Below are 26,193 nucleotides of genomic sequence, written 5' to 3' on the forward strand. Positions count from 1 at the left end.
GCGCGGCAATCTTTTTAGGTCTGGCACCAGACTGTAAGAGATTGCCGCGCTGCGCTCGCAATGACAAGTGCGTAAAAATCACCCCACCCCTCTCAACTCCGCCTGATTATCCAGGAACCATTGATAGGTCTGCGCCACCCCGTCGCGCAACCCTGTTTTGGCATGCCACCCAAGCCCGGTTATCTTGCTCACATCCACCAGCTTGCGTGGCGTTCCGTCAGGTTTTGACGCATCGTACACAATCTCCCCCTCAAAACCCACGACATCGCGAACAATGCCGGCAAGCTCAGCGATACTCAGATCCTCACCGACGCCAATATTTATAATCTCTTCATCATCGTAATTTTCCATGAGAAAGAGACAAGCGTCAGCCAAATCATCAACATGCAGAAACTCACGCAAGGGTTTCCCGGTGCCCCACAGCGTGACGGAGGCATCCCCATTCTCTTTGGCCACATGGAACTTCCGGATCAATGCCGGAAGAACGTGGGAATTCTTGAGATCAAAATTATCACCCGGCCCATAGAGGTTGGTTGGCATGGCCGCAATAAAACTGCAACCGTATTGCCGCCGGTAAGCCTGGCAAAGCTTTATGCCTGCGATTTTAGCGACGGCATACCACTCATTCGTCGGCTCCAGCGGCCCTGTCAACAGGTACTCTTCTTTTAACGGCTGCGGCGCCATTCGGGGATAGATACAGGTACTACCCAGGGCCAGGAGTTTTTTCGTGTTGTGGCGGTGAGCTGCTTCAACAATGTTCACCTCCATCATGAGGTTGTCATAGATGAAGTCTGCCGGGTAGGTGTCGTTAGCCAGAATGCCGCCAACCTTTGCTGCAGCCAGGATCACGTAATCCGGTTTCTTCTCAGCGAAGAACGCCCTCACTGCAGCCTGCTCACGAAGATCCAGTTCTTTGCTGGTACGCAACAGTAGATTGTCATACCCATCGGCCTGCAGGCGCCGCACGATTGCCGAACCCACCAGGCCGCGGTGGCCTGCCACATATATCTTGTCGCCCTTATCCATCAGCACTGTCTATTCGTTGTACTCAAACGTTTCGAAGCCTTCACGGCGACACAGCTCATCACGCTCGGCAATCCTGAGATCACCCCGCACCATCTCGGCTACCATCTCGTCCAGGGTAATCTCTGGCACCCAGCCCAGTTTTTCTTTTGCCTTGGTGGAATCACCCAGCAGAGTTTCGACCTCGGTCGGCCTGAAGTAACGCGGATCAACTTCTACAAGCAACGCACCGGTCTCGGCATCATAGCCTTTCTCGTCTTTACCCTGTCCTTCCCACCGAACGGAGATACCGACTTCCTTGAAAGCGGCATTGACGAAGTCACGTACGGAATACTGAACGCCGGTGGAAATACAATAGTCATCAGGCTCATCCTGCCGCAGCATCAACCACTGCATCTTGACGTAATCCCGGGCATGGCCCCAGTCACGTTTTGAATCCAGGTTGCCGAGATACAACTTGTCCTGGAGCTTGAGCTTGATGCGTGCAACAGCACGCGTAATCTTGCGGGTTACAAAGGTTTCACCACGCAGGGGTGACTCATGGTTAAACAGAATACCGTTACAGGCATAGATCCCATACGCCTCACGATAGTTGACGCAGATCCAGTAGGAATACATCTTGGCCACGGCGTAAGGACTACGCGGATAAAAAGGTGTAGTTTCCTTCTGGGGAATTTCCTGCACCTTGCCAAACAGTTCACTGGTCGAGGCCTGATAGAACTTTGTCTTTTTCTCAAGACCCAGGATCCTGATAGCCTCCAGCAGACGCAACGTACCCAATGCATCACAGTTGGCCGTGTACTCCGGTGTTTCAAACGATACTGCCACATGACTTTGGGCCGCAAGGTTATACAGCTCATCCGGCTGGACTTCCTGGATTATTCTGATCAGGTTGGTGGAATCGGTCAGGTCGCCATAGTGAAGTATAAATTTGCGGTCCGACTCATGCGGATCCCGGTACAGGTGATCAATGCGGTCTGTATTAAAGGAAGAGGCGCGACGCTTGATTCCGTGGACTTCGTAGCCCTTTTTAAGGAGAAATTCTGCGAGATACGCGCCATCCTGACCTGTGATACCGGTAATGAGCGCCACTTTATTTTTTTCTTTCCTGGCCAAAACACTTACCTCTTGCGAATCCGGATTTTACAGTAACTTCAATGACAGCACTGTTAAAACAAGCACCATACCCAGCGTAAAGCAGTTCCAGGTCTTTCGCATGTTTCGCATAATCAGCTCTGCCGCGTAGAACAGCACCACAATACCGAGCACTACCGGCACCAGCGTTGCTTCAATCATACCCTGCTGATACAGCACACCCGTACCACCTGCCAGTGCAATAACCAACAGATCCGTCGGAGTTGTTTGAAATGCCTGATCTTTTGTCGATCGGATAACAAACAACATAAGCGCCAACAGTACAATAAGTAAGCCGATACTCACAACCGGCGACAACAACGCGGTAGCCTCCGGGTCGCGCAGTCCGAGATAGAGGGCAAAAGCGATACCCGGAAAAACCAGCAGACGCAATGAGATAAACCGCAAATGCGGCGCCCATGCCAGCCTGACAAGCAATATAATCAGTAGTGCCAACGAGCCAAGGCCGATGTCAGTCGGCACATCCGGTATCAGAAGTGTACCGACCAACAGGTAGGCTGGTACCCCGCAGCCTACAGCCCGAAGCGCCCAATCCCGGAGCTTGCTACTGCGGTCCAGTCGGGAGATATTCCGGGTGAGCCGCTCCCAACCGGCTTCCGGCTTCTTGGCCTGTAATAACAACAGCCCACCGAGCAACACGCCCGTTAGCCCGAGGTACGCCAGAAACACCACCACATCCGACTGATAGCGGAGCAGGAATGCTGCCAGCAAAAATATCAGCTGGGAAATATAGATTACGCTGACCGCTTCGTAGTGGGCCATACCCAGAGCAAGCAGACGATGGTGCATGTGGTTTTTGTCAGCGGCGAAAGGTGAGCGCCCTTCGCTGATCCTTTTGGACATTACAAATAGCGTATCGACAATAGGCAGGCCCACCAGGAATAGTGGAAGCAGGGGATTCAGCGCTGTGTTGACCTGCTGGGTGAGGATGATCGATAACACACCGATCGTGAATCCCAGAAACTGGCTACCGGTATCCCCCATGAATATGCGAGCAGGGTAAGTGTTGTAGCGCAGGAAACCAAAAATGGTTCCTGCCACAATAAAACATATCAAGACAATTTCCTGACCACCCCCCAGCTGCGCCAATAGTGCAATGGCGCCAAGTGAAAGCAATCCCACACCTGCGGCCAGACCATCAAGGCCGTCAGAAAGGTTTACCGCGTTAGTCACACCTATAAGAAATATGATTGTAACGGGAACAGACAAATACATCGGCACCGGATCCATACCGGCAAAGGGGAAAATTGCAATATTCAGATTTCCGCCGAATACCACTACGCTGACCGCAAGAAACTGGCCCAGGAATTTCAGTTTGTAATTGATTTCCTTACTGTCATCCCAGGCGCCGAAGACCAGCAGAATAAGTAGTGCATACAGAAAAGATACGATGGTTTGGCTATGCGGTAGCCATAACAGAATCGGGATACAGGCACCGACCACCATTGCCATACCACCGATACGTGGAATTACGCCAGTGTGCACCTTTCTTTCATTCGGAGTATCAACGACAGAAAGCCGCACCGCCATACGCATCAGTGGCGGTATCAGCATCATGGTCAATACCAGCGAAATTAAAAACCCAGAAAACAACAACATAAGAATTTCCAGCCTACCGATACCACAAGTCGAAATTTCATACAGGCGGATCATTCAGAACCGCTACACGCGACCTGTCAGGCTTGCACTTCCACCCCACTAATCAGGTATGTACTCTTTCAACACAGGCACCAACTCTCTGGCAAAAGCTTCCAGCCGCTTGTCACCTTCTTCAATTTTCTCGCCTGGAGGGATAAAAGTAGTCAACCGAACCAAGGCACCATCACTACGATTTCTAACGAGTGAATCCCAGAAAACATACCATTTCACTAGGTACTCACTACTAATATATCTGCCACGCTGCTGGAACCAGTAATAAACTAACTGCCGGTACTCACCATTCTGGATAATAACCCGGTTGACCTGAATGCTCCCTACCGGCTGGACATTGCTGATAACCTTCTGTTTCAAGTCGACAATATTCCAGCCACCACCGGGAAGACATGCCCGGGGCGAATGCGGCATATTTCCTGTTATCTGCGACGCGTAATAACTTGCAAACAATCCGACTCTATCCTGTTCAGAGTTTACATACTGAGTCTGTACGTAATCATCAAAACGGAGTGCATCTATATATATCTGTTCGAGCGGGTTAAGCTTTCCCCGCCATTCACCCAGATGTGACGGGAACTCGGCAAATAACTTGCGTGCAGGAATCTCCTCGACCTTATCAGGCATCAAAACCGATAACGACGCAATAAATGCAAGAATGACTGCGCTAGCCATCAAAGGGTATGAAAGCTTGCGCTTAACAAATGGAATACCCTCTTCCGGAGGGCTTGGGAATTCGAGACCGAATGCCTCCCTCAGCGTCTTGCGCTCAGACCCTATCTTGGTAAGTATCCACATTTCTGCGACCAGCACGAGTAGACAGGACATAAATACCACCCAGCCCTCGAAGTCGTGCAGAAAGCCTTCGGCCATCTCAATACCCCAGTACTCTACTGTGACACCGATAAGACCAATCCTGAAACTGTTCATCAGGACCGTGATAGGGAAGCTCGAGATAAAAATCAGAAGCCTCTTCCAGAGTGCGCCCTGGAAGAAATAGGCTGCAATGAATCCCAGCGTGACCAGCGGAAACAGGTAACGTAGCCCGCTGCATGCTTCGACAACCTGCAACTTGTACGAACCCAGGTCAATGACATTACCTTCCAGGTAAACGCTGATCCCGAACAGCCGGATGAACCATACCCCGATTTCGGAAGAAACCAGCTGCAACTTGTTAGACAGCCCAACGTAGATAAAGCCCGGCAGCGGTATCATGAAGAACAGGATCAGAAGCGGGACAAACACCACCTTGAAGGCCTGCCACCCCAAATAACCAAGTGCCAGGCCGAATAACGTAACCAGCATCCCATAATTAACGAGAACAGCCAGCGCGCTCTGCCTGCCAAGAAACATCAGCACGACACCTGCCAATACCACCCAGAATCCGGTCCATGACCCCTCAAATGGCATTTGCCGCAATCTGTCTACCCTTTGCCAGATCAGAAAGGCACTAATAAATGGGATCATTACCGCGTGGCTGTATTCCTCCTTGTTAAACCACATATACAGCAGGTAATCGAACTGCTCTCTGAATGCAAGTAACAAGAAAACAATTGCTACGCCAAGCAAGAACAAGTTCTTCCAAGGATCAACCCAATATACCTTACTGCCTACAATGCTTACTGACATAACGAATACTCTATGTCCTTATCCCTAGAATCTAAAACCAGCCACGTTTCACCCGATTAGCTAGGCAGTATTGTTTATTAACATGGTTTTGATAATTACGAACCTGCTTGATGCAGCCTAGCAAAAACGAAAGTATTATATTATTAATATAAAATCACAATAAGCCTTTAAGGATCTTTAAGGATTTTTTATGTTTAGTACTTGATTACTCGTGAGGATACCTGCGTAGGATAATGTTTCTCATGCCTAGGCCGAAATAACCCGGTGATATAATTTTTTGTGATATCACAGCGTTTAGATTTCTGTAACAGAGCAAAGGAAGTACCACGTTGAAAATATATGTATTTTTTCTTTTATATCAATACATTATAAGATACTCTCTGCAGACCATGCCATGATACGAAGAATCTATAATGCTTATCTCTGGCATCGCAGTGAGTATTTTACGCTTTCTTTCCCCAAAAGCGGTAAAACTTGGATAAAAAACACTCTTGCAGACTACTATTCCCATTATTACGCTACTCATGGCCAAATTACATTCTCGCCACTCGTCAGAATAGGGAAAAAGAGACAGGTTCCCAGAATAATCTTTACCCACGCCATGCCGCGCTCGGCAAGCTTCAAGCAAACCAGGGAGATGATGGAGAACCTTGCAAAAAAGTCTGTTATCCTTCACGTTCGCGATCCAAGAAATGTAGCCTTAACCTATTATTTTCAGGTTATAAAACGGGCAAACATAGCTGAGGCAGCAGAACTCAGTTTTCCTGAATTTCTCAGGCACCCTGTTATGGGTATAGATCGCATCATTCGCTTCATGAATGCCGGGTATGGATTACGTCACACATATAAAAAGTTTATGTTGACTCGGTACGAGGATTATCTGGCAAATACCCAACCTGAAATTGAACGTACTCTCAACTTTCTGGATACGCCGATTGACAGCAAAATCCTGGCCGGCTCGCTGAAGAATATTAGCGACACTACAAGACTGATAGAAAACGAACAGCTCCCAGGATTAGGGCCTCAATTAAACTCCTATACAGAAGATTCTGCCGTAGAGCAGAAGTGGGACCTTCCTAGCTACATGAACTATATCGGCAATAGTGACATAAAGTATCTCGATAAGTGCATGAAGCAGCTTAATCCGGATTTTGGTTATAGTTAAACTCGAACTGTAAAAGATTTTCCAAACAGGCATTCAAGGTTAAATTTTACAATGGAAAAATTCGTTATACTTTCCGATCGCCGCTCAGGCACAACACTACTTATTGATGCCCTGACCAGCCACCCAGATGTATCTTGCGTAAAACGGGCTTTTGGGCAAGAAAGGCGCATCAAAAATCCTACCCCCGACCACCATAGTGGCACGTTCTTTCTTTACCGCACAGCAAATCTGACAAGACGTCTTCAGTTTCATTTTCAGCGCGTGGATCTGATCAGGGGGTTCCTGAATGATGAGATTTTTGCTTCACCCCCTGACAAGAGCGTTAAAGGATTTCGACTAATCTATGCACAGGCAGAGCAATACCCGGAACTTGTAAAGCTGCTTCAGTCAGAACAACTTAAAGTGATACATCTCGTACGCGAAAATATCTTAAAAACCTATATTTCAACTATTACTGCACCTCTACACAAGATGCATCATCCTCGCACCGGGGACACAATAAAGATTGTAACGATCCGCCTCGACCCTGCTGAAACATTGGCGCAACTGGAGAAACGGGCTGGTCAGATTCAGCGCATGCGAAATATATTTTCCAGCGCACCATACCTTGAAGTTAGCTACGAAAATTTTTCAGCCGACAGGGAGAAGGAATCAGAGCGTATACTTCCTTTTCTCGGGCTACACAATGAGTCGCCACTACACTCTGACCTGGTAAAGATTAATCCTGACTCACTAAGAGATATCATCGAAAACTATTCAGAGATAGAAGACGCATTGAAGAATACTGCATTCGAACATTTACTATCGTAAACCAATTTAGCCACACTAATAACCTGATTTATGGTCAACAAACCATGGGACTTGGATTTGGAACAAAACTTCGGTATGTCAAAGACGCCATCTGCAGAGGTGCCAGGATAGGCAATTACTGGCACTGGGTCGACGCAAAAGACGCTCCCGAAAATATCGATATTGCCTCACTGGTATACCCCCTGCGCTACGATATTGTCATACGTAAGGAATTCTTCTGTCTTTATAGAGAATTCAGATCAGAGTATCACTCTGACTTCAATACATTCTTCATCCGTGCGAAGGAACATATCTACTTCCAATGGTTTACCACGGTACTTGTTCACCGATTTCGCCCCGATCTCGTTTCTGCGCCAGGCGCACTGGAACACGCTTTCAAAGACCGCATAAAGCGATCTGCTATTTTATTCGACACGATAGAGCAGAACGACTTTGACACCCGTCATCCAATATTACCTTGCACTGGCGAAACCATTCTTCCAACTGATAGCGGGCTCACAACAGGGGCAAAATACTATATGGGTGATGGTTGCCACCGGTTGGCATACCTTATGTCCATGGGATACGATAGCTTGCCAGGAAGATATGCCAGAATAAAGTGCTACAGGAAGTTTAAGCCGCTCGATAACACCAGCCTGATAAGCCCACATATAGAAGTAGACTGGAAAAGGTCAGGCCTCAATATACCTACAACGAATCAGACAAATGAAAAAGTTTATTATCCTTAGCACACAGCGATCCGGCTCTGCATTTCTCGCCACATCCCTGGCCAGTCATCCGCTGATCACATGTCACAGAGAGATCTTCCTGCAAAAAAACCGGAACTGTGACTCATACCAGATGTATCGCAGCTCTTCTCTGGGAAGAAGAGTTACAGATATATTTAACAGGGGGTCGCTTGTCGACAAATACCTGCAGGGAATCTTCTCAGCAGACAGTCATGTATCTGCCGCGGGTTTCAAGCTAATGTACAGCCAGGCCAAACGCTTTCCTGAAGTAACAAACTGGCTACTTGAAAATAACGTCCACATTATCCACCTGATAAGAAAAAACTACTTGCGCACGATTCTTTCTGCGTGCATTGCTCAGGCTCGCGGTATACATCACAGCAGCAAGACTCTTGAAAAAACAAAAGTTATAATTCACCCAGAGATGGCAATGCGTGAGATGAAAAAGATAAGCGATAATATCAATAGCTACTGCTCGCTTTTTAGAAATAATCCGTACATTGAAATCTCCTATGAATCATTTGTATCAGACAGGGATGCACAGGCGAAGCTTATTTTAGAGTTCCTCGCTATCAATAATTTTTCACGATTAACATCAGAGCTTGTAAAGAACAATCCCTACCCGATAAGTGAATTAATACAGAACTATGAAGAAGTTTCAGATGCACTGCGGGGTACACAGTTTGATTCATTTCTTGACTAAGCAATCACACACAAGCTGTATTTAGTATGTAATTTTAACCACTTATCACACATCCTGTGCAAAATGGCTCTATAGCAGTGGTTTGTAATAGAATATAAATCTCTCTTGTTAAAATTTGATCAGTTTATTTCGGGAAGTTAACTATGGGCAACCAGTTTAGTTTCGCAGAGAAATGTTTCTCTCTATGTTGCAATAGAAATACTCAGGGATGGAATGCAGCTGCGAGCAATAACATTCCACAGCAAGAAACACAAACCAATAAAATGAAGGAATGGGAAAGCTACTGGGAGAGATTTGACTTACTAATACCCAATTTCAGAGATAAAATCGTTGTTGATTACGGATGTGGTTTCGGTTACGACAGTTTGTATGCACTTGAGAATGGTGCCAAGCATGTATATTGCCTCGAAATATCAGAGAACCGGCTTACGTCATCGCAAAAGCTACATAGTTCACATGGATACGAAAATGCGACTTATATCGACAATACTGACATCAAAGATCTAATAAATAAAATTCCCGCACAGTCAGTCGATATTATTTTTTCACGTGATGTGATGGAACATGTCCCATCACCTATAGACGTTCTACATTCAATGTACTCAATCACCAACCCTGGCGGTGAAATATATATAGGGTTCTCTCCATTCTACAAAAGCCCATATGGACCGCACTTTGGAAGTAAGTGTAAGATACCGTGGATACATCTAATATTTTCAGAAAGCACCATACTTAGCGTCTTTAAAAATCTTTATGGCCTGTCAGGCTCAGTAGAAACTTACCAGGATATCGAAGGTTCTGGTGTTAACAAGCTCTCCTATTTTGAATACAAGTCAATGATTGATAGCATTCCCTGGGAAACGGAAATTCAGCAGATAAACCGCTTCCCGAACAAGCCAATACTGATGTCAACATTAGAAATTTTTGTGAGTCTCATACCCTTTAAATCATTAAAGGAAATATTTATCGTCAACTCATATATAAAGTTCAAGATCCCGGAAACATAATCTTCTTTACGCATCGATAAGAAAATCACTTATTTCTGAAAGACGACTTAGTTGATAATAATCTGTAGTGTATGGGGAGTCTGAATTACAAATGTGCGCGAAGCATGCCTCTCTATACTGATAATATTACATTATCAGTCAAAATATATTTTCAAATTCAGGAACAGAACAATGACACAAAAAGATATTCAAGTCGGTATTGACCCAGGAAACCAAGGCGACGGAGATACTCTACGAGATGCTTTTATCAAAGCCCAGTCCAACTTTGATGAGCTTTACAAGGTCATTCCGGTTTCTGACACTACGCTTCCTCACGACGACCCAAGCGTAGAAGGCTCAATTGCAAAAGGGCTCCAGGATGCCGGAGCTGCTGGCGGCGGAACTGTTCTTGTAGCACCGGGAGAATACCAGTGCATAAGCAACACATTAACCATACCCTTAAATGTAATTCTCAAAGGCTCAGGACGCCGGGCAACAACAATCAAATGTTTGCACCCAAATGATGGCATAGCCATGACTAATTCCTATTCAGGAATCGAATCCCTAAAACTTGCCATGCCAAACTACAGTAATACTAACGGTGATGGCATTAAAGTAACCGAGAGTGCAATTCACCTGAGAGACTTATTGATCTCGGGGGGAGATATCACAACTTGGGCAATAAACCTGGATGGTGTAAATCTGGCCCGTATCGAGAATGTATTACTAGGCTTTCTGGGAAGCACACTCAAACCGGACACGTTAACCGGAAATGGCATAATCTTCCAAAACACAAGGCAAACCGAGTTACCATTTAATTATGGCGACTCAAAACTATCAAGCATTGATATATTCCTTTTCTCCAATAACACAACAGGCATCAAACTGCTTGGTCCAGACGATACCGATCTTGTAATAAATAATATTCTCATGAGCAAGGTTGAGATTCATGGAGGCGCAGTAATCAAAGCTGGCACAACCGGCATTCACTTGAGAAATGCTCGCAGGAACACACTTCTTGGGTTTGACCTGGAAGGTCTTGAAACAGGAATAATTGAAGAGCACGGCGGCACAGGCTTTAATGTACCAACAAATAATAATTATTTTGGCGCGTATGTTTTAGGTGTCACTAATAGCTATATTGAAGCAGGCGAAGTCCGGGACCGCACATTTATTGGTTGTGATGGTGTTACACCAGCGACTATCGGCGACGCTGAAGCTGTGTTTCCCAGGTCTCTGTGGATTAATAACGGAACACTTCAAATTGGGCAGAAGGGCGGGAGATTTCAGCTGGATGATGGCGGAAGTCTAAATGGCCTCCAGCTAGACGTCAGCAGTCAGACACCAACAATACGGCCTACCAGTACAGATACAGCCGCAAAGATTAGCATGGGACTACAGGACACTACAGGTGTTGAATGTATTCCTGGAATTATCTTGCCACCACAAAACAGGGTCGCGCCAAACCCAGTCGAAGGAATGCTGATTTATTACAATGCATCCGTAGTTGGTCCACAGCCTGGTTTATACCAATATCGTGCAGGCTCATGGGTGTTCATAGCGTAAAATATCTATCTTTGATACTGCAGTATCTTCACAGGATACCTAAGCCTTGATGTAGGCACCTCTATAAGCTTATACGAGATATGTGCCAACCCTACTGTCAGCATCAACATCAGCCAACCTCGCACTGTTGAGCCAACCTCGACTGGCAATCTCATCACCATCGATATAGCCATAGGATGAATCAGGTAAATACTGAAACTGACAAAGCCGAGATACCTTAGGACATTATTCTCAAATATGTTTCTCATAAGGCCTGCGCCGTTGATACAGCAAAACAGAACCAGAGCCCAGACGACCCCATGCACAATAAACTGCCCATGCAGCATGTGAAACTGCCTTTCTCCATAATGGAGCATTGAAGCAACCGAAGGTATCAGTAAAACCAAAAATATAATGCCAAGAATACCGCTTGTTTCGAGTACGAGCGGCATATACTTGATTTTTGACAGCGCGCACTTCTGCCAGCTGTAATGTATTAATGCTAGAACTGAGCCAGTAAGGAATACCGGTATATATGGCCATAGCCTGGAATCATTACTTTCAACCTCACTTTGTGGCCAGGCAAGTAAAAACATACTCACCAATGCTACGGTAAACAGAATCGATGGAAATAACTTCTTTTTGAATGCAATTATGTAAATAAATGCAGTAACTGGCAGGATAAAGTAATACCTGAACTCAACCATGATGCTCCAGGTAACGCCTTTACCCTGCTGCAACAGAATATGTGCCAGATACTCCTGTAAGCTCAGCGCAAAAGGGATACCAATGTCAATTTTACCTGGCCATTGCCGAATTAACCACGTGGACACCAAGCCTGCCGTGAGATACACCACATACAATGGAAATATTCTAAGGAACCTGCGATATAAATAATTAAGCAAGCTATCCTTACTGAAAGCAGACTCACTTTTTATAAGAAATGCATGGGTTAGAAGGAATGAGCTTAAAACGAAAAACAGCATGACACCGCTTTTCCCAGTTCTCGCCATATCAAGGAATGGAATCAGAAAATACCCACCATTACTCGTATGGCTCAAAAATACTAGCATTACTGCCAAGCCCCGAAGTCCATCCAGTGCGTCCATCTGAAACTTTTTTTCGGATATATTCCTACCCTTTATCATTCATCTAGTACCAATAGTATAATTAGAACTCACTAAGTGTATTACATGGTATTGATCTCCAAGTACTAAAATCCTTCACTCAGCAGATCACTCCGATTCGCTCCATCAGTTTTCTGATTTCTCCATTAAGCACTGAAGCATCACATCTGTCTTTCCAATCATCTGCCACGCCAGAATCAATTTTCTTGTGTTTATGTATTTTCTCATCTCCAAGCCCCCACTCAAAATCATCTGTTACTGATTTGACTGGATCCAGCATACTGGGTTGTATATCTATCTGGAGCTTATTGCATAAGTCTTTCACAACAACCTCTGGATTACGCACCAGATCCTCAAAATGCACGACATGCTTTCTATCATCGCTTACTCCTGACAGATGCTTCTCAAAACAAGTATGCACTTCCTTCCAATATTCCAGCTGGGTGCGAGTTGTTATACCGAGTAGAGTCTGCACCTTGTATTTAAGAGCAAGGAAATAATATTTTAATAATGACAGCTCATTTCTGCGTTGTTTCATCTGCACTTTCTGACGATCAGTTCTCGATGCCATCACGCCCAGGGGATGCCTGATCAACCAAATATAGAACGGCTTGATTTCCTCCAGCCTCTTTATATCATCACCCATTCGACCATAGCTGGGGCTTTTATCAACCAGTAATTTACCACGATTCTCATGCCCGACTATTTCTCTATAAATATCAACAGTCTGCATTCCGCAAAATCTTGACTCTATAGAGCCTGTATCACTTTTCTCTCCCAGTTTTTCCATCAAAACGCACAGACTGCGTAACGCCATTGGATAGCTGTTTCTCCACTCCTCAAATGTTTTGTAGCGCAATAGATGTAATTCTGGTGGGGCGATAATGCGTGAATGCGCACCAAGTATAACGCTGAGCAGCGTCGAGCCGGATCGTGCAGCACTGAGAACTATTATCCAACGTGAAGAAGTTCTTCCCATGTCTCTATGATTAGTCATCAGATGATTCGGAAGTTATCTCTTTTCCACGGAAATGTATAAAATCGTCACTGCCCCGATCACTGATTGTTGTTGCTGGTATGCCAGCAACAACTGCTTGGTCTGCAACATCCCTATTAACAACTGCGTTTGCTCCAATTACAACATTATCGCCTATCTCGACCGGGCCAAGTATTTTTGCTCCCGCGCCAAAATAAACACGATCGCCTATGCTTGGGAACCTACCCCCTTTACCACTGCCACCTATTGTCACCCCCTGGTGCATTGAAGCATGCTCGCCAATCCGGATATGGTGGCCTATAATGATGTTACCCAAATGTGCAATATAAAATCCTTTTCCTATTTCTGCATACTCAGATATATCGATTGTAGTCAAAACTTCCATCAATCGCTTTAGCGGGAAGTAGATTATGTATAGGGGTATCTTCAGCCATTTGTATTTTAACCTGACCACCCAAGCTCCAAAACGATACACAATAATTGGCCAGCTACAGGGGTATACAAAGGGTACTAACACCACAGCCCATTTTGGCCAACCTTTTCTAAAGGCATATGCATCAAGATCATCTAAAAGCCTCATTAGTAACTAACCCACCTTGTTATTTCACTTTAAATAGCCTGTAATGCAAGGACTATATATTATCAATCAGGCTGATTCTGATGGCAGCATTTCTCTGTATACATCTTCCAGTTTCTTACAGACATCTTTGTTGTTAAATTCTTTTTCCACAAGTGCCCTACCATTCACTCCCATACTTCTGCTTTTTACCCTGTCACTGGACAGCGTATACATAGCTTCTGTAAGTGCCTCCTGGTCTCCAACCTTAACCAGGAGGCCAGTGCCCCCATCACTCACCGTATCCGGGACCCCGCCTACACTCGTCGAAACTACCGGCAAGCCTGCTTTCATTGCTTCCAATATAGTTATAGGGTGAAGCTCCCAGCTGGAGCTCAGAATAAAACAATCGCTATTAACAAGAAGCTCAGGGATATCTCTTCTTACTCCAAGAAACTTAACCTTGCCCTGAAGGCCCAATGCCTTAACTTGTTCTTCCACCTTTCCACGTAATGGCCCGTCTCCTACAAGGAGCAGTCGAGCATCAGGAACACGTTCTATCAACTCACAAAATGATCTGATCAACAACGCATGATCTTTCTGAGGATAAAATCGCCCAACGCTTATGAAATTATATTTATCCTTCTCTTCTGTTTTATTCAAGGATGCGTCATTGAAGCTAATCCCGTTTGGTATCAGTACAATCTTTTTCTTTGTTATATGGATACGCTCCAGGAATTGATACTGGAACCTGCATATTGCAATCGCCTTGTCACAGTATCGATATAGCATGGAAATAACATTCCATACCTTATACATGTGCGACTTTCCTGGTAGTATTCGCGATGGAACAATACCAAATCCATGGAAGTGCATAAGCAAAGGAATACCAAGGTCTTTCTTGGCCAAAAGCCCTACCAAGTTTGCAAGATCAAGATGACAGTGAAGAAGATCTGGTGGCATTTCGCGAATTAGTCTTATTATTTCCTTTTTATTTAGCAGCGACCTTAAACTCAGTGGTTTCCGGGAGAGTTTAAGAAGTGTCACACCTGTAGCAATGTACTCTGGCTCAAGCACTCCGCCTTCACCACCAAAGGCAACGACATGCTCAAACTCCTGATGATCGAATTCTCGCAACAATGCCAGGAGGTTTGTTTCTGCGCCTCCTGCACCAAGCGAGGTCAGCACATGCATAATTCGTGGCCTTGCCTGCATACTCACTTTAAAAGTCCAGCCATAAGCGAGAGGTACTTTTCACCTAGCACGTCTATCCGGTGATGACTTGAATAATATTCAGAGCAATTTTCACTCATTCTCGTATATAGCGCGTTATCGTTATCCAGGCAAGCCAGATTCCTGACCATTTCTTTAAAGTCACATGCGACCATACCAAGATCATTACTCCTGATCAGGCCATCAGGATCAAAATACGACGCTACAGGAACTCCTTTTTGCCATGCCTGAAGAAATGTATTCGGGAATCCTTCTTTAGGATCGGATGTGTTAACAAACATTTTCGCTTCATCAAAATAAACACCAACCTGACTAAATGGTACAAACCCCTTGAACGTTACGTTAGACATTTTTTTTGCCTTGGCACGAATACGTTCAAATAACGCCTGCTCACCTGATGCAGCGCCTCCAACTATCACGAATTCCTGGCCTGGCAATTGTTCAGCCAAATCAAGGAATATGTCCGGACGCTTCCAGCTTCGCATGGTACTGACCCACAGGTTATATCTACCTCTCACATTGCAATTACCGGATTTTTCTATTACCTCACTCCACCATGCATTTGGAATAACTGTAGCGTCCATTCCGTAGTTATCTTTCAGCAACTGCCGTTGAGTATGAGTTTGCGCAACTATGAGATCTGCGCGCCTCAATCCGTAGTTATATAAGTATTTGTCCCTTCTGCTGTTTATTATAAGTCCTCCCGGGTCGAAATCCGTATCCGAACCAGAAGCAAATATATATTTTTTTCCATACTTCCTGCAAAACAATGCAAGCAGGCCAGTACTCATGGAAGCGCAACGCTGGTAGTAGACATCAGCATCCGCCTTCCTTAGTGCATTCCATATACTGATCCAGCGTGGATAGACAAATCGGACGAAAGGGACACCATCCTGTAAATGAAACGTTTTCAATACACGAATTCCATGTAACTCCTGCTCATCCTCTTGCCCACAATCCAGAGTCACCATTGAGACTCTGTTGCCTTTAGATGCCAGATATTTGGCTAACATTACCATTTGTACTTCGGCCCCACCTACTCTGGCTTCTTGAGTGCCTGCAAGTATTGGGTATCCTGTTAGCGCGAGAAAGCAAATGTTCATACCAGCCTCACAACATAAAACCGAAGCCCAAAAGTATCCAGTAAGGCAAAACGAAATCAAAGCTATGCGTCAGCCCATCCAACAATATCGTGATAAGCATCGCAGCAATACCTGTATTGTATATAACAATACCCTCGGTGTTTTTTTTGGATGGCTTTAATCTTTTGAAAACACCACGTAGGCCGACCCACATCAATGTCATAAATGCAATAAAACCTACTGCACCTGATTCCACAAGGACCTGAAAATATGTATTATGCGATTGAAGGTGTAGAGACTTATCCTTCCAACCTACGCCTCGCCCAAGTACGGGGCTTTCAGCCCACGTTTCAAAGCTGGATATAATCAGAGGTATCCTGGCTTGGGCAGAGATGTCCTCGTCCATATCCGTAAAACGCCCTGCGACCTCTTCGCCAAGCCCGATAAATGAGGCAACACCCACCAGGATAGCTCCTGTTAACGTTATGCCAAGAACTGCCCGCATTGACATGCCCCTGAGCTTATACTGGATAAACAGGAATCCAACCAACCAGCCAGCCAAAGCACCCCTGGAAAGGCTGCTCAACAGACCGAGAAACAGTAAGCTTCCCGCAATAAACCATATGATTTTTCCAAACCGGGTCATGGCCTGATAAAACAGTACCTGAGCAGCGATGACCGATATGGCAAAATAGATCCCCATCATTGTTGAATGACGCATTAAGCCGACGGCTCTACCCCCTTCATTAAAGAGACTCCCGTAGGAACCAAATATATTTAACCCCATCCACCCACTCATGACAGCCCCCATATTGATGAGCCCCCATAAAGCTACGCTCAACATAAAGTATCTATATGTGCTCTCTTTTACGGGCGCCAATGATACAAGCATCGCTAATAACAGCATGCCCACGTCGCCACGATAATTTGCGAAAGGAATCCCGTTCAAGGTTCCTGATATATATACAATGAACATGTACAGCAGAATAAGCGACCAATAAAAAAACGGGAGTCTTTGTCTTTCTCTTATCCTTATTGCCACAAGTATTGCCACAAGAACAGGTGTAAGAAACGCCCTAAACAGACCAATCTGACCAATCCCTGTTATTTGCAAAAATGCGCCCATCGAGGCAAACAAAAAGAATATGAAACCTGGTAATATTTCGGCCCTGTAGGAGGCATAGCCAATCATCAAGACGATAATAAGAATGAATACCGGGAATATTGGGTTCTGAAGATGCTCAAGCATTAATACGTCCTCTTAGCTGGTTTATGATGACCAGCCAAACCAGAAGTTCTTTCAAATATTACGGGCATACACTACTCGGCACCAAGCAACTCTCTATCACGGTCATCCGATCTTGTTATCAATAACGAAATAGCGAACAGCACCATATTAGCCAAAGTAGCTGCACTTGAATACATGACCAATGAAAGTTCAGGCTCTGCATTTATGAGATATGCAACGAGGAAAACTCCCAAGCCAAGAACGCCCGTATAAAATTGTATTTTCAATAGCAGGGGCTGCCTCTTTAAAACAATAAAATTTGTTGTTGAAGGAGAAACGATAAAAACAGAAAAAAGCCATGGAACCAGTATTGATGCATATTTTCCGGAGGCTGCCCAACTCTTGCCCAACAACCAGCCAAATAGAGGCTCGCCAAAAAATGCTAGGGTCAGATATGGCACCAGACCCAGAAGGAACAGTCCCAGCGTAGCCTTAATTAATACACCGCTTATTGCATGCCCCATATTCCTGAGCTTGGCAATTCTCTGCACATATATTCTTCTCAGCGAACTACTGATTATCTCTATTGGTATTCTTGCTATTCTATTCGCCATTGCATATAACCCGACAACAGCCGGCATAAAAATAACGCCCAGAACAATCACGGGCATTTTTTGTATGAACTCTCTCAAAAATCCTGTTGGGACAGAATATACCGGAAAGTCACGATACTGATTCGCGATGTGCAGAAGCCCCTTATCTGAAGCTTTTGACACCTTGCGCATCTCACACAAATTTACCCCGCTCAACAACATTGCGCCTTTTGCAATAAATCCGAATATTGCCCCAAACAGCAGCCCCCCTATACTCGACCCATAGACAAAGCCTATCGCAATTCTGGGCAACCCGGTCATCAAACTAGCCATTATCTCTGATTTTCCAATAACCGGATATATTGTTTCTCTCGCACACCATGCTGATATAACCTTATTAAATCCTATGAGCAGCACAATAAGAGGAATAGAATATATCCACACACCAATTTGCGATATGATCCCGGACTCGACACCCAGGAAGTCAACTGCAATTGAAACCACCAGCAACAAAGTACTAATCGCAAACACTGACCATAATGACAGAACTGTCAATCGCACAGCATCACTGCCACTCCTTGGTAAAACGATAGCTTGGTCATACCTAAGTGTACCGACATTACCAAACAACAACCCGAGCGAGAGAACAATAGCCATCACACCAAAGTCATCTGGCGTAAACAGGCGCGTTACAACCGGAACAAGCGCCAGACCGATTATTTTTGCCAGGGTTGTTGACCCAATCAGCCCTATCGCATCCTTGAAAAACCCCCTGTACCTCTGGATCAGCAAATAAACCCTATTCACGATATGAAAACTCTACTTCAAGCTGATCCAGTAATAGCCCGATCCTTTTCCTCACATCCTCCAATCTCATCGGATCCCGGGTATAGACCTTACGACTACGTATTTCTCCTTTTACTGTTATCTCCAATTCTTCTAATTTTTTACGCAGCATATCTCTTTGGACAGAACCTTCTACTTCATCTGCCAGAAGGCGAATCTTCCAGGACTCCATTAGTTTCAGATATTCATAGTCCTCTAGCCCATCCCTGAATACTTCCCATCGCATAGATGGGACTAAAATCTCCTTATCACCATCCCTGCGTGGATAAACGACCCATGCATCTCCTGGCGGGTACTTTCCATACTGAACTCTATGCCAAGGGCTTTCTCCAGACGGGCCATACCAGAAGTTATATGCATAATGAAGGTAACCTGACACGCCCATACGCCAATTCAACCATGGAATTATTCGCATTTTAATCAAGGGATAATCGATGAACCTGTTAGGCATTCTCCCTCTGGGCTTGAATCCAGCGGTATACCACCACCGCCCCCACTTCTTTCCAATACCGTTCCTTTCCTTGCTGAGCGGTGCAACCATATTGGTAACAGGTATATCCATCATACCTTTACGATCTGATGCTGATAAATGTGTAGCATCTATTATGGGTACATCCGGCATTTCCTCACGCACTATTTCAGCAATCTCACGGTATATTCTTACCTGACTACCTCTCATCTCGTCACCGACATGCTGCATATAGTGGCCCTGCAGTTTGAGCTTGCGATTTTCTTCATTAATCGCATTCAAGATACTTCTGAGGTAGCGCTTATCTTCATAAGTCAAATCATCCCCAGCTAGAATTTTTATTTTTTCACCTGAAGCCACATCATAAATGTTATGTGCTTTTGCGTGAGCCAGTGGATAACCCTCGAAATTCTCTATACCTTGCTTTCTGAATATTTCTATCCATCTTTCATAGTCGGTAAAGTCGAATCTGTACTTACCCATTTCATCCTTTGTTGTTTTAATCAAACTAAGGTAGACGAATGAAATATCAACTCTATGCTTTGACTGATCCTGCGCTATCGCTTCGACCACTTGCCAGAATTTCCTGCTGCCCTTCTTAGTATTGTATCGTTTCACTATTTGCGGAACGTGTGTCCACATACTCACATGTAAACCAGGTTTTTTCGGCAGCGCGAACGACCAGACATGAAGCCGCACAGGAATCTTGTAGGCACTGGTCCCGACCGTTAACGAAGCCTCCCCTCTATATGTACCCCCACGAGTACCATCCGGGATATAGCAACTGACCCAGACCGAATTCACAACTTTTCTGGAATTTTCAGTAAAAAGTGGGAGCGGATCCGGATACCAGCCGGGAGCCTTACCATCCAACTCATTTGCCGGAGTCCGGCTTGTATTTCTCTCAACATATACATACTCAGGTGCACGAGCTAGACAGTTACCTGCCTTGTAGATACTATCACCACCTATATGCTTGAGGTCGCCGAAATCTATCGATGTAATTCCAGCATTATTTGAGTCTGTTAACAGTAGCTGTACGCTTTCATACTCATTACGTGCCGCCCAAATCTCTATCAGGGGTTTACCGCTCCCCGCAGCAACCGATCCCATAAACAATCTGGTCATCGAACTAGCCACTTCCAGGCGGATCTCTGCAGAAACTGTACCAACATGTGCTGACATTGCACTCAGTGTAGTTAACACCAGTACAAATAAATTTACCAGTATACCTTGATAACACAAAACACAACTACTCGTTAACTCAAGAGACCATGCTTTAGGAAGTACTTGGCCATACTAGTCAGATGGTAACGAACATGCGGCGAACTAAAACGTTTCAGCCCACCTTTCAGACTATCATGTTGAGCATCATGACATACAGTAGTTACTGGCGCATAAACGACTCTCCACCCGCCATTCAGGAATCTCTTGCACCAATCAACATCCTCCATATACAGAAAGAATCGTTCGTCCATTTTACCTACGTCATCTATAGCAGCTTTTCTGACCAGAATTGCTCCTCCTGACAGCCACTCAACATCACGGCAACTATCATGAGAAAAATCTTCCATCAGATATCTTCTCTTTTCTTTCTTGGCACCAGGTAATTTCCGCAGAGCTGTCCTGACAAAAAACAACGTCCACGGCCGGGGAAACCGGCGGCAAGATGGCTGGATACTACCATCACCGTAAATAACACGAGGACCAATTGCCGCTATATCGCCTTCATCATTCATCATACCAAGAAGGCCAGACATATTACTGTCGAGCAAGCGGCAGTCAGGGTTAAATACAAATACATATGGAGCCTTGCATTCACGCAGCGCCCTGTTAACACCGCCTGCATAACCTCTATTCCTGTCATTCGAAATCAGGCGTATAGATTCGAACTTGGTTCTGTATTCGTGCAGTACGCTCTCCTCGTATTCGGAGTTACTAATTACAATGCACTCCCATTCAAGGTCTGCTAAATATTCTCTCAGGGTTGGCAGGCATCCGTCGATCTGGTCCATGCAATGGTATTCAACGATGACGATGGATAAATCCATACAATTAACCCCGCCCTGTCACTTTCAATGCCGAACAGACAGCTTCACGTACAATCTCAGGAATTCGTGACGCCATAGCATCTGGAACAACAAAATCAGACGCTCCATTGATAGCATGATCAAGCATCTCCACCTCGTACAGGGCAATAACCTTACCCTCCTGTGCGAGCGCATCTACCAGCTCGGCCTGATCATCCTGGCATTCACCGAATTCCCGCATCCTTGGAACTGCTATCGTTGGTTTTTTGGCCGCAAGGCTGTCGCGTATACTGCCAAATCCACCCTGTGTAACCACAATCCTCGCCTCACTGATCCACTGCTCTATCTGCCGGTGCGGCACAAAGTCGTGACATTTGATATTATCTGTATTACAGCCAGTATGTCCGGCCTGCACAACGACCTCTTCATCATGCTCTCCTGCCCATTTATCGACTGCATACAGCAATCGTAAAAAAGGGTACGGATTGGTGCCGAGCATGACCAGAATCACAGTAACGGCCCGCCATAAACCGCCCCGGGGTAATGCTTGAGAAGCGACTTCCATTGCACAATAAACAGGTCCGCAAACCGGTAAACGATTTTCCCGGTTCTCGACGGTGTCATGATACGAGCGCCGGTTTCAATATATATCAGCTTGCTACCACCAAGTTTTGCCAGCAGACATGTCATAAGGGCAATACCTGCACCATTGCTGATAACTACAGGAGGGCGCTTTTCGAGAAATATTTTTAATGACTGCCAGAAGTTTTTAAGGTACAGCAAAACGCTGACATGTGGGTCAACGACATAGCATACCTCCTCTCCCTGCAGAGTAGATCTCACATGCGGCTCATCAAATGTGATGAAATAACGCTCGACATCCAGCCCACTGGTTGCAACGAGCATCTCTGCCAGATGACCACCTGATGAACATACAATACAAATACTCATGAGATAGTTTCACCCAGAATATTGGCCCTGAATGTTTTCCTGAACTCTCCAAACGGTACTGTCCTGGCATAATTCCTTTCAATAATCCCCTCCGGGTCTACAAAAATAACGGGAACCTCATCAGCATTCATTTTCCGCAGTGTTTCTTCAAGACTGAATGCATAGAGGTCCAGCGGAAACCAGTGGATGAGTGCCCTGAAACGTTCGAGAAAACAGTAATGAGCAGCCTGGAATCTTTGCAGAATATTGTCTTTCAGCACAAAACGTATATCGATATCCGATGTTTCCCTATAGCAGCCTTTAGAGAGGCTTCCGTAGGAAGCTGCAGCCGCCAGATATGGCCGGCCCTGTATTCTTCGCTCCAGACCCTCAATATACTGAATGAAGCGGTGTGGATCATTCTTTCCGATATCGATGTGCATTAACAGTGCAACCGGCTGGCAATTAATGATCCAGTTTGTGGTGTGCGCAAGCAACAGCGCAACAATCACATCACCAATACCGGGGTCCTGAAAAAAGATAAAAATAAACAATACAGTCAACACCAGATCCAGTAACAACTTGTAGATTATCTCAATCGGATTCATATAAAGCATACCCTGGAGCACCCAGTTGGACAGCACACGCCCTGGTTTCGATTGAAATAACCGCACCAGTAACGGGTTACTTACAAAATCAGGCAGTTTTTTTCTTTTCATTTCCCTACACCAACCTTTTCTGCAACAGTGTTCAGCAATTCTTCCAGCCCAAGATCATTTCTCACTTCAGATAATCCGAATTTCTCCGGCAAATTCTCGTATAGGCGAAAGCGGGTACTAAAATTCCTGTCTACCCTGGACTCCGGCCTGGCTCCCAGCACCTTTTTTTCCTGTCGCAAAATCGGTAAAACAAGACTCCCTTCCGGCAAAAGACGAAGGAAGGCCTTTCCTATGTGGGTCTTTTCAAGATTTTCGATACCCGTATCAATCATAAGGTCGATAAGGATATCGTAAATGTACCGGTCCAGGAGTATGACCTTCCTGGCATTTCCGGCCCCTTTACCCAGGTAGAGATACCTGACGCGTAATGCGTCCAGGTACTGAAGGTAAACAAATAGCCATGCTATAACCCTGGACCTGTAGAACTCGTGATATCCAACCCTGATTCCGTTCACATACTCGTAGCGTGTCAATCCCGTCAGCCGGCAAAATGCGAGTAAGGGTTTCGTGAACACGTGATTAAAGCGCAGCCAGCGGACATCCACATCGTAGCCCTGCTCTCCAAGCTTTTCGGCCAGCCACTCCACTACTGTAGTCTTGCCTGAACCGTCAATACCGCTTACGTTAATGATTCGGGGAACATTCATCAGAAACTTGATTCTCCAGCCTTTCCACCATCCGGTAGACTTCGTCCCAGTCGGGATAATCCTTCATAAATTTACGGGCAGATCTGGACAAATCCTGGTAATCAACAGTTTTGTCCACAATACTTTTCATTGCCTCCGCAAGCTGCAGATCATCCATGGATTCGACTACCAGGCCCCGGCCCTCCACAAGTTCAGGTATACCATCAACCCGTGTGCCAATAACGGGCTTTTCACGTGCCAATGCTTCCAGAATAGCTATCGGGACGTCTGATGGAACGACAACGAAAGGAAGCACTACCACATCACATGCTTCAATATGCGCCCAGACCTGCTCACGGTCGAGCCACCCGCCTATAATTTTGACCCTTCCCTCTAAACCAAGACTTCTGAATTTTTCCCTGTAGTTATTTACCGTTGTTTTGTCCGCACCGCGTGCTAGCACCACAAGGCAGGCATCCGTTCTATTTGCTGCAATACGCGAAAAGGCCTTTATCAGAACATCTATACCACGTATTTTCCGTACCGCACCCATGTAGGAAAAAACAAGCGCACTCCCCCCGAAACCATACTGCTTACGCACCTCGTTTATATTCTCCCCAGGTACAGACTTCCTGTCTTCCGGGTCAATTCCGACGGGTACGACATCAATTCTTTCTTTCTCAAGGCCCGACTCAACCAGTATTTTTCTGTTGGATTGGCTCTGAACGATCACCCTTCTTATATATGGCTGCATCAGCAGTCTGACAAACATAAAGCGGGGAATCCCTCGCTGCTGAATCAACGCTTTTAACTCGATCCACGGCACACCGCTCAGTCCCGCCCTGACCAACAATGCCCATGGATACAATGGGCAGGTAATCAAGGCTGTTATTCGGCACCCAAGTTTTTTCCATGCACGGTAATAAATGATTGATCTGGGCGTTACACTCCACCACACCCGATCTGCCCCAAGACTATTAATATAGCGAACCAGTGAGCTCATGCGCCTGACTGACAGAAGCCTGGTACTGACCACTGTAAGGTTTTCTGACCAGGCCTCTTCGTATTCAGCGCCAGATGCATCTGTAATCAAGATAACTCTTCCATTATTACTCATGCGCACTGCCAGCTCATAAAGGTACCGCCAAGGCTGAAGCCTGATTGTTTCCCTGCTTATTCCATGCGCCACAAACACGATGACCGGGAGAGGCATGTCATTTTTCATTTGCGATCAGGTCCAGGCCTTCTTCAAACCGATCTACATTTTTCTCTGAATAGTTCTGCTCGACATACTCCCTGTTTCTTTTACCCAGGTCTTTTCTCAACTCCGGATTTTCTATCAGTTTCCTTAGCGCCGAAGCCAGCTGCCCGGAAGACCGCTCATCAACAATAATCTGGTCTACAATTTCATCGATTGCCCCGCATCGTGTTGCCACCACAGGGAGCCCGCAAGCCATGCCCTCCATAAGCACAACGGGTATACCCTCTGCGCCCTCCCTTTGAGTCGTAATGGATGGCACGCAAAGTATATCGACACTCTGGTACAGGAAACGCAGTTCTTCCTGATTCATTTTGCTGAATATTGTCACCCGGTCAGAAACGCGAAGCTCCTCTGCCAGGTGCTGAAGATCCATGTCACCAAACCCGACAAAACAGAAATGCGCATCCACATCCTGTAATTTTCCAATCGCTTCGAGCAGGTACTGAAACCCCTTCCGCTCTGTAAATCGCCCGACTGAAAGAATATTTACCCTGCTTACAGGCCTGTAGAGCGACACATCGACAAACAGTCGATTCAGATGTATCCGGCTCTCATCCACGCCATAATCATTTTTAAGCAGGTCATACCATTTTCGGGAAATAGGAAAGACACCATCACAATAACGGACAGCCTTTCTGAACAACGATGGGTTTGGGTTCGTGTAGAACTCTGCAGCATGTATTGTTACGGAAAGGGGAAGATTTGTCAGTTTCTTGCAGAAGTAGCCGACAAACAGCTTGTGATCGCCATGATGACAGTGGATCTGCGCAATATTATTACGCTTCATCACGGGCGCATAATCGAGTGCAAATACCAGGTCTACCAGAGCACGGTCTCTGGCAGCTTCGACAAGCAACCCCGGGTGCAGCAATGCCCGTAACGCGATAATCGGGGATCTGATAAGCAATTCAAGGGGCGTCAGGGTTCTGAATGACCAGTCTTCTTTAGGTCCAAATACATCACCCTTTCGGTATTTTGTGGCAAAAAGGAACAACTTTCGTCCTTTGTTAAACAACGCATCAATTTCCCGATAAACAAATGTTTCAAGGCCCGCCCCCATCGGAACTATATATGCGATTGTTTTTTTATTCTCTGCCATGAT

General features: G+C 45.5%; 25 protein-coding genes. 6 read left to right on the forward strand and 19 right to left on the reverse strand.

The features are described from left to right. Nucleotides 1–78 precede the first annotated feature (78 nt). The 4 genes from fcl to xrtD all read right to left on the reverse strand — a co-directional run bounded on the left by fcl (nt 79) and on the right by xrtD (nt 5,457). A complete protein-coding gene (gene fcl / locus DFR30_RS13590; RefSeq protein ID WP_132974139.1) occupies nt 79–1,026 on the reverse strand; it encodes a GDP-L-fucose synthase in 948 nt (315 codons plus the stop codon). A 9-nt stretch (nt 1,027–1,035) separates the two neighbouring features. Then, entirely contained in the window at nt 1,036–2,139 is a 1,104-nt protein-coding gene (gene gmd, locus DFR30_RS13595) for a GDP-mannose 4,6-dehydratase (protein WP_132974141.1), read from the reverse strand. Nucleotides 2,140–2,166: 27 nt separating this feature from the next. Continuing rightward, a complete protein-coding gene (locus DFR30_RS13600) occupies nt 2,167–3,777 on the reverse strand; it encodes an MraY family glycosyltransferase (RefSeq protein ID WP_165869218.1) in 1,611 nt (536 codons plus the stop codon). A gap of 99 nt (nt 3,778–3,876) precedes the next feature. Beyond that, nucleotides 3,877–5,457: a VPLPA-CTERM-specific exosortase XrtD gene (gene xrtD, locus DFR30_RS13605; RefSeq protein ID WP_132974145.1), complete on the reverse strand. Its 1,581-nt coding sequence runs from the start codon at nt 5,455–5,457 to the stop codon at nt 3,877–3,879. A gap of 394 nt (nt 5,458–5,851) precedes the next feature. Here xrtD and DFR30_RS13610 point away from each other — a divergent pair, with 394 nt between their 5' ends. The 6 genes from DFR30_RS13610 to DFR30_RS13635 all read left to right on the forward strand — a co-directional run bounded on the left by DFR30_RS13610 (nt 5,852) and on the right by DFR30_RS13635 (nt 11,415). Beyond that, a complete protein-coding gene (locus DFR30_RS13610; protein WP_132974147.1) occupies nt 5,852–6,622 on the forward strand; it encodes a sulfotransferase domain-containing protein in 771 nt (256 codons plus the stop codon). A gap of 51 nt (nt 6,623–6,673) precedes the next feature. Continuing rightward, on the forward strand, nt 6,674–7,432 hold the full coding sequence (locus tag DFR30_RS13615; RefSeq protein WP_132974149.1) for a sulfotransferase: 759 nt from the start codon (nt 6,674–6,676) through the stop codon (nt 7,430–7,432). A 44-nt stretch (nt 7,433–7,476) separates the two neighbouring features. After that, on the forward strand, nt 7,477–8,160 hold the full coding sequence (locus DFR30_RS13620) for a hypothetical protein (protein WP_132974151.1): 684 nt from the start codon (nt 7,477–7,479) through the stop codon (nt 8,158–8,160). Further along, a complete protein-coding gene (locus DFR30_RS13625; RefSeq protein ID WP_132974153.1) occupies nt 8,138–8,863 on the forward strand; it encodes a sulfotransferase in 726 nt (241 codons plus the stop codon). The genes DFR30_RS13620 and DFR30_RS13625 overlap by 23 nt, the downstream gene beginning before the upstream one ends. 143 nt (nt 8,864–9,006) lie before the next feature. Then, entirely contained in the window at nt 9,007–9,870 is an 864-nt protein-coding gene (locus tag DFR30_RS13630) for a class I SAM-dependent methyltransferase (protein ID WP_132974155.1), read from the forward strand. A gap of 171 nt (nt 9,871–10,041) precedes the next feature. Then, on the forward strand, nt 10,042–11,415 hold the full coding sequence (locus tag DFR30_RS13635) for a right-handed parallel beta-helix repeat-containing protein (protein ID WP_132974156.1): 1,374 nt from the start codon (nt 10,042–10,044) through the stop codon (nt 11,413–11,415). Between the two features lie 5 nt (nt 11,416–11,420). Here DFR30_RS13635 and DFR30_RS13640 read toward each other — a convergent pair whose 3' ends face one another. The 15 genes from DFR30_RS13640 to DFR30_RS13710 all read right to left on the reverse strand — a co-directional run bounded on the left by DFR30_RS13640 (nt 11,421) and on the right by DFR30_RS13710 (nt 26,190). Further along, nucleotides 11,421–12,503 (reverse strand): acyltransferase family protein, encoded by a 1,083-nt coding sequence (locus DFR30_RS13640; protein ID WP_165869219.1) that lies wholly within the window; start codon nt 12,501–12,503, stop codon nt 11,421–11,423. Between the two features lie 118 nt (nt 12,504–12,621). After that, the gene (locus DFR30_RS13645; protein ID WP_132974160.1) at nt 12,622–13,518 is read right to left on the reverse strand and encodes a sulfotransferase family protein; all 897 of its coding nucleotides are present in this window, start codon (nt 13,516–13,518) and stop codon (nt 12,622–12,624) included. Next, on the reverse strand, nt 13,511–14,098 hold the full coding sequence (locus DFR30_RS13650; RefSeq protein ID WP_132974162.1) for a serine O-acetyltransferase: 588 nt from the start codon (nt 14,096–14,098) through the stop codon (nt 13,511–13,513). Before DFR30_RS13650 ends, DFR30_RS13645 begins: the two co-directional genes overlap by 8 nt. 66 nt (nt 14,099–14,164) lie before the next feature. After that, on the reverse strand, nt 14,165–15,289 hold the full coding sequence (locus tag DFR30_RS13655) for a glycosyltransferase (RefSeq protein WP_243640771.1): 1,125 nt from the start codon (nt 15,287–15,289) through the stop codon (nt 14,165–14,167). 2 nt (nt 15,290–15,291) lie between these two features. Further along, the gene (locus tag DFR30_RS13660) at nt 15,292–16,410 is read right to left on the reverse strand and encodes a glycosyltransferase family 4 protein (RefSeq protein WP_132974166.1); all 1,119 of its coding nucleotides are present in this window, start codon (nt 16,408–16,410) and stop codon (nt 15,292–15,294) included. A gap of 7 nt (nt 16,411–16,417) precedes the next feature. Beyond that, nucleotides 16,418–17,638: an O-antigen ligase family protein gene (locus DFR30_RS13665; protein ID WP_132974168.1), complete on the reverse strand. Its 1,221-nt coding sequence runs from the start codon at nt 17,636–17,638 to the stop codon at nt 16,418–16,420. A 71-nt stretch (nt 17,639–17,709) separates the two neighbouring features. Next, nucleotides 17,710–19,017 carry a lipopolysaccharide biosynthesis protein gene (locus tag DFR30_RS13670; protein ID WP_165869221.1) on the reverse strand — a complete coding sequence of 436 codons (1,308 nt, stop codon included), beginning with the start codon at nt 19,015–19,017 and terminating at the stop codon, nt 17,710–17,712. Next, the gene (locus DFR30_RS13675; RefSeq protein ID WP_165869222.1) at nt 19,010–20,653 is read right to left on the reverse strand and encodes a DUF4091 domain-containing protein; all 1,644 of its coding nucleotides are present in this window, start codon (nt 20,651–20,653) and stop codon (nt 19,010–19,012) included. Before DFR30_RS13675 ends, DFR30_RS13670 begins: the two co-directional genes overlap by 8 nt. 131 nt (nt 20,654–20,784) lie before the next feature. Next, the gene (locus DFR30_RS13680) at nt 20,785–21,576 is read right to left on the reverse strand and encodes a glycosyltransferase family 2 protein (protein ID WP_132974174.1); all 792 of its coding nucleotides are present in this window, start codon (nt 21,574–21,576) and stop codon (nt 20,785–20,787) included. Between the two features lie 4 nt (nt 21,577–21,580). Next, on the reverse strand, nt 21,581–22,066 hold the full coding sequence (locus tag DFR30_RS13685) for a glycosyltransferase (protein ID WP_165869223.1): 486 nt from the start codon (nt 22,064–22,066) through the stop codon (nt 21,581–21,583). Then, nucleotides 22,063–22,506 carry a PssD/Cps14F family polysaccharide biosynthesis glycosyltransferase gene (gene pssD, locus DFR30_RS13690; protein WP_132974179.1) on the reverse strand — a complete coding sequence of 148 codons (444 nt, stop codon included), beginning with the start codon at nt 22,504–22,506 and terminating at the stop codon, nt 22,063–22,065. The genes DFR30_RS13685 and pssD overlap by 4 nt, the downstream gene beginning before the upstream one ends. Beyond that, the gene (locus DFR30_RS13695) at nt 22,503–23,204 is read right to left on the reverse strand and encodes a nucleotidyltransferase family protein (RefSeq protein ID WP_132974181.1); all 702 of its coding nucleotides are present in this window, start codon (nt 23,202–23,204) and stop codon (nt 22,503–22,505) included. Before DFR30_RS13695 ends, pssD begins: the two co-directional genes overlap by 4 nt. Next, complete coding sequence (locus DFR30_RS13700; protein WP_132974183.1) at nt 23,201–23,851, reverse strand: nucleoside/nucleotide kinase family protein; 651 nt, start codon at nt 23,849–23,851, stop codon at nt 23,201–23,203. Before DFR30_RS13700 ends, DFR30_RS13695 begins: the two co-directional genes overlap by 4 nt. After that, nucleotides 23,829–25,055 carry a glycosyltransferase family 4 protein gene (locus tag DFR30_RS13705; protein ID WP_132974185.1) on the reverse strand — a complete coding sequence of 409 codons (1,227 nt, stop codon included), beginning with the start codon at nt 25,053–25,055 and terminating at the stop codon, nt 23,829–23,831. Before DFR30_RS13705 ends, DFR30_RS13700 begins: the two co-directional genes overlap by 23 nt. Further along, nucleotides 25,045–26,190 carry a glycosyltransferase family 4 protein gene (locus DFR30_RS13710; RefSeq protein ID WP_132974187.1) on the reverse strand — a complete coding sequence of 382 codons (1,146 nt, stop codon included), beginning with the start codon at nt 26,188–26,190 and terminating at the stop codon, nt 25,045–25,047. Before DFR30_RS13710 ends, DFR30_RS13705 begins: the two co-directional genes overlap by 11 nt. Nucleotides 26,191–26,193 lie beyond the last annotated feature (3 nt).

Source organism: Thiogranum longum (assembly GCF_004339085.1).
Taxonomy (GTDB): domain Bacteria; phylum Pseudomonadota; class Gammaproteobacteria; order DSM-19610; family DSM-19610; genus Thiogranum; species Thiogranum longum.

Bases quoted from the DNA above. Each gene is read 5' to 3' on its own strand.
- fcl (WP_132974139.1), bottom strand. From the start codon at position 1,026: ATGGATAAGGGCGACAAGATATATGTGGCAGGCCACCGCGGCCTGGTG.
- DFR30_RS13600 (WP_165869218.1), bottom strand. From the start codon at position 3,777: ATGTTGTTGTTTTCTGGGTTTTTAATTTCGCTGGTATTGACCATGATG.
- xrtD (WP_132974145.1), bottom strand. From the start codon at position 5,457: ATGTCAGTAAGCATTGTAGGCAGTAAGGTATATTGGGTTGATCCTTGG.
- DFR30_RS13610 (WP_132974147.1), top strand. From the start codon at position 5,852: ATGATACGAAGAATCTATAATGCTTATCTCTGGCATCGCAGTGAGTAT.
- DFR30_RS13615 (WP_132974149.1), top strand. From the start codon at position 6,674: ATGGAAAAATTCGTTATACTTTCCGATCGCCGCTCAGGCACAACACTA.
- DFR30_RS13620 (WP_132974151.1), top strand. From the start codon at position 7,477: ATGGGACTTGGATTTGGAACAAAACTTCGGTATGTCAAAGACGCCATC.
- DFR30_RS13625 (WP_132974153.1), top strand. From the start codon at position 8,138: ATGAAAAAGTTTATTATCCTTAGCACACAGCGATCCGGCTCTGCATTT.
- DFR30_RS13630 (WP_132974155.1), top strand. From the start codon at position 9,007: ATGGGCAACCAGTTTAGTTTCGCAGAGAAATGTTTCTCTCTATGTTGC.
- DFR30_RS13635 (WP_132974156.1), top strand. From the start codon at position 10,042: ATGACACAAAAAGATATTCAAGTCGGTATTGACCCAGGAAACCAAGGC.
- DFR30_RS13640 (WP_165869219.1), bottom strand. From the start codon at position 12,503: ATGGACGCACTGGATGGACTTCGGGGCTTGGCAGTAATGCTAGTATTT.
- DFR30_RS13645 (WP_132974160.1), bottom strand. From the start codon at position 13,518: ATGACTAATCATAGAGACATGGGAAGAACTTCTTCACGTTGGATAATA.
- DFR30_RS13650 (WP_132974162.1), bottom strand. From the start codon at position 14,098: ATGAGGCTTTTAGATGATCTTGATGCATATGCCTTTAGAAAAGGTTGG.
- DFR30_RS13655 (WP_243640771.1), bottom strand. From the start codon at position 15,289: ATGCAGGCAAGGCCACGAATTATGCATGTGCTGACCTCGCTTGGTGCA.
- DFR30_RS13660 (WP_132974166.1), bottom strand. From the start codon at position 16,410: ATGAACATTTGCTTTCTCGCGCTAACAGGATACCCAATACTTGCAGGC.
- DFR30_RS13665 (WP_132974168.1), bottom strand. From the start codon at position 17,638: ATGCTTGAGCATCTTCAGAACCCAATATTCCCGGTATTCATTCTTATT.
- DFR30_RS13675 (WP_165869222.1), bottom strand. From the start codon at position 20,653: ATGACCAGATTGTTTATGGGATCGGTTGCTGCGGGGAGCGGTAAACCC.
- DFR30_RS13680 (WP_132974174.1), bottom strand. From the start codon at position 21,576: ATGGATTTATCCATCGTCATCGTTGAATACCATTGCATGGACCAGATC.
- pssD (WP_132974179.1), bottom strand. From the start codon at position 22,506: ATGAGTATTTGTATTGTATGTTCATCAGGTGGTCATCTGGCAGAGATG.
- DFR30_RS13695 (WP_132974181.1), bottom strand. From the start codon at position 23,204: ATGAAAAGAAAAAAACTGCCTGATTTTGTAAGTAACCCGTTACTGGTG.
- DFR30_RS13700 (WP_132974183.1), bottom strand. From the start codon at position 23,851: ATGAATGTTCCCCGAATCATTAACGTAAGCGGTATTGACGGTTCAGGC.
- DFR30_RS13705 (WP_132974185.1), bottom strand. From the start codon at position 25,055: ATGAAAAATGACATGCCTCTCCCGGTCATCGTGTTTGTGGCGCATGGA.
- DFR30_RS13710 (WP_132974187.1), bottom strand. From the start codon at position 26,190: ATGGCAGAGAATAAAAAAACAATCGCATATATAGTTCCGATGGGGGCG.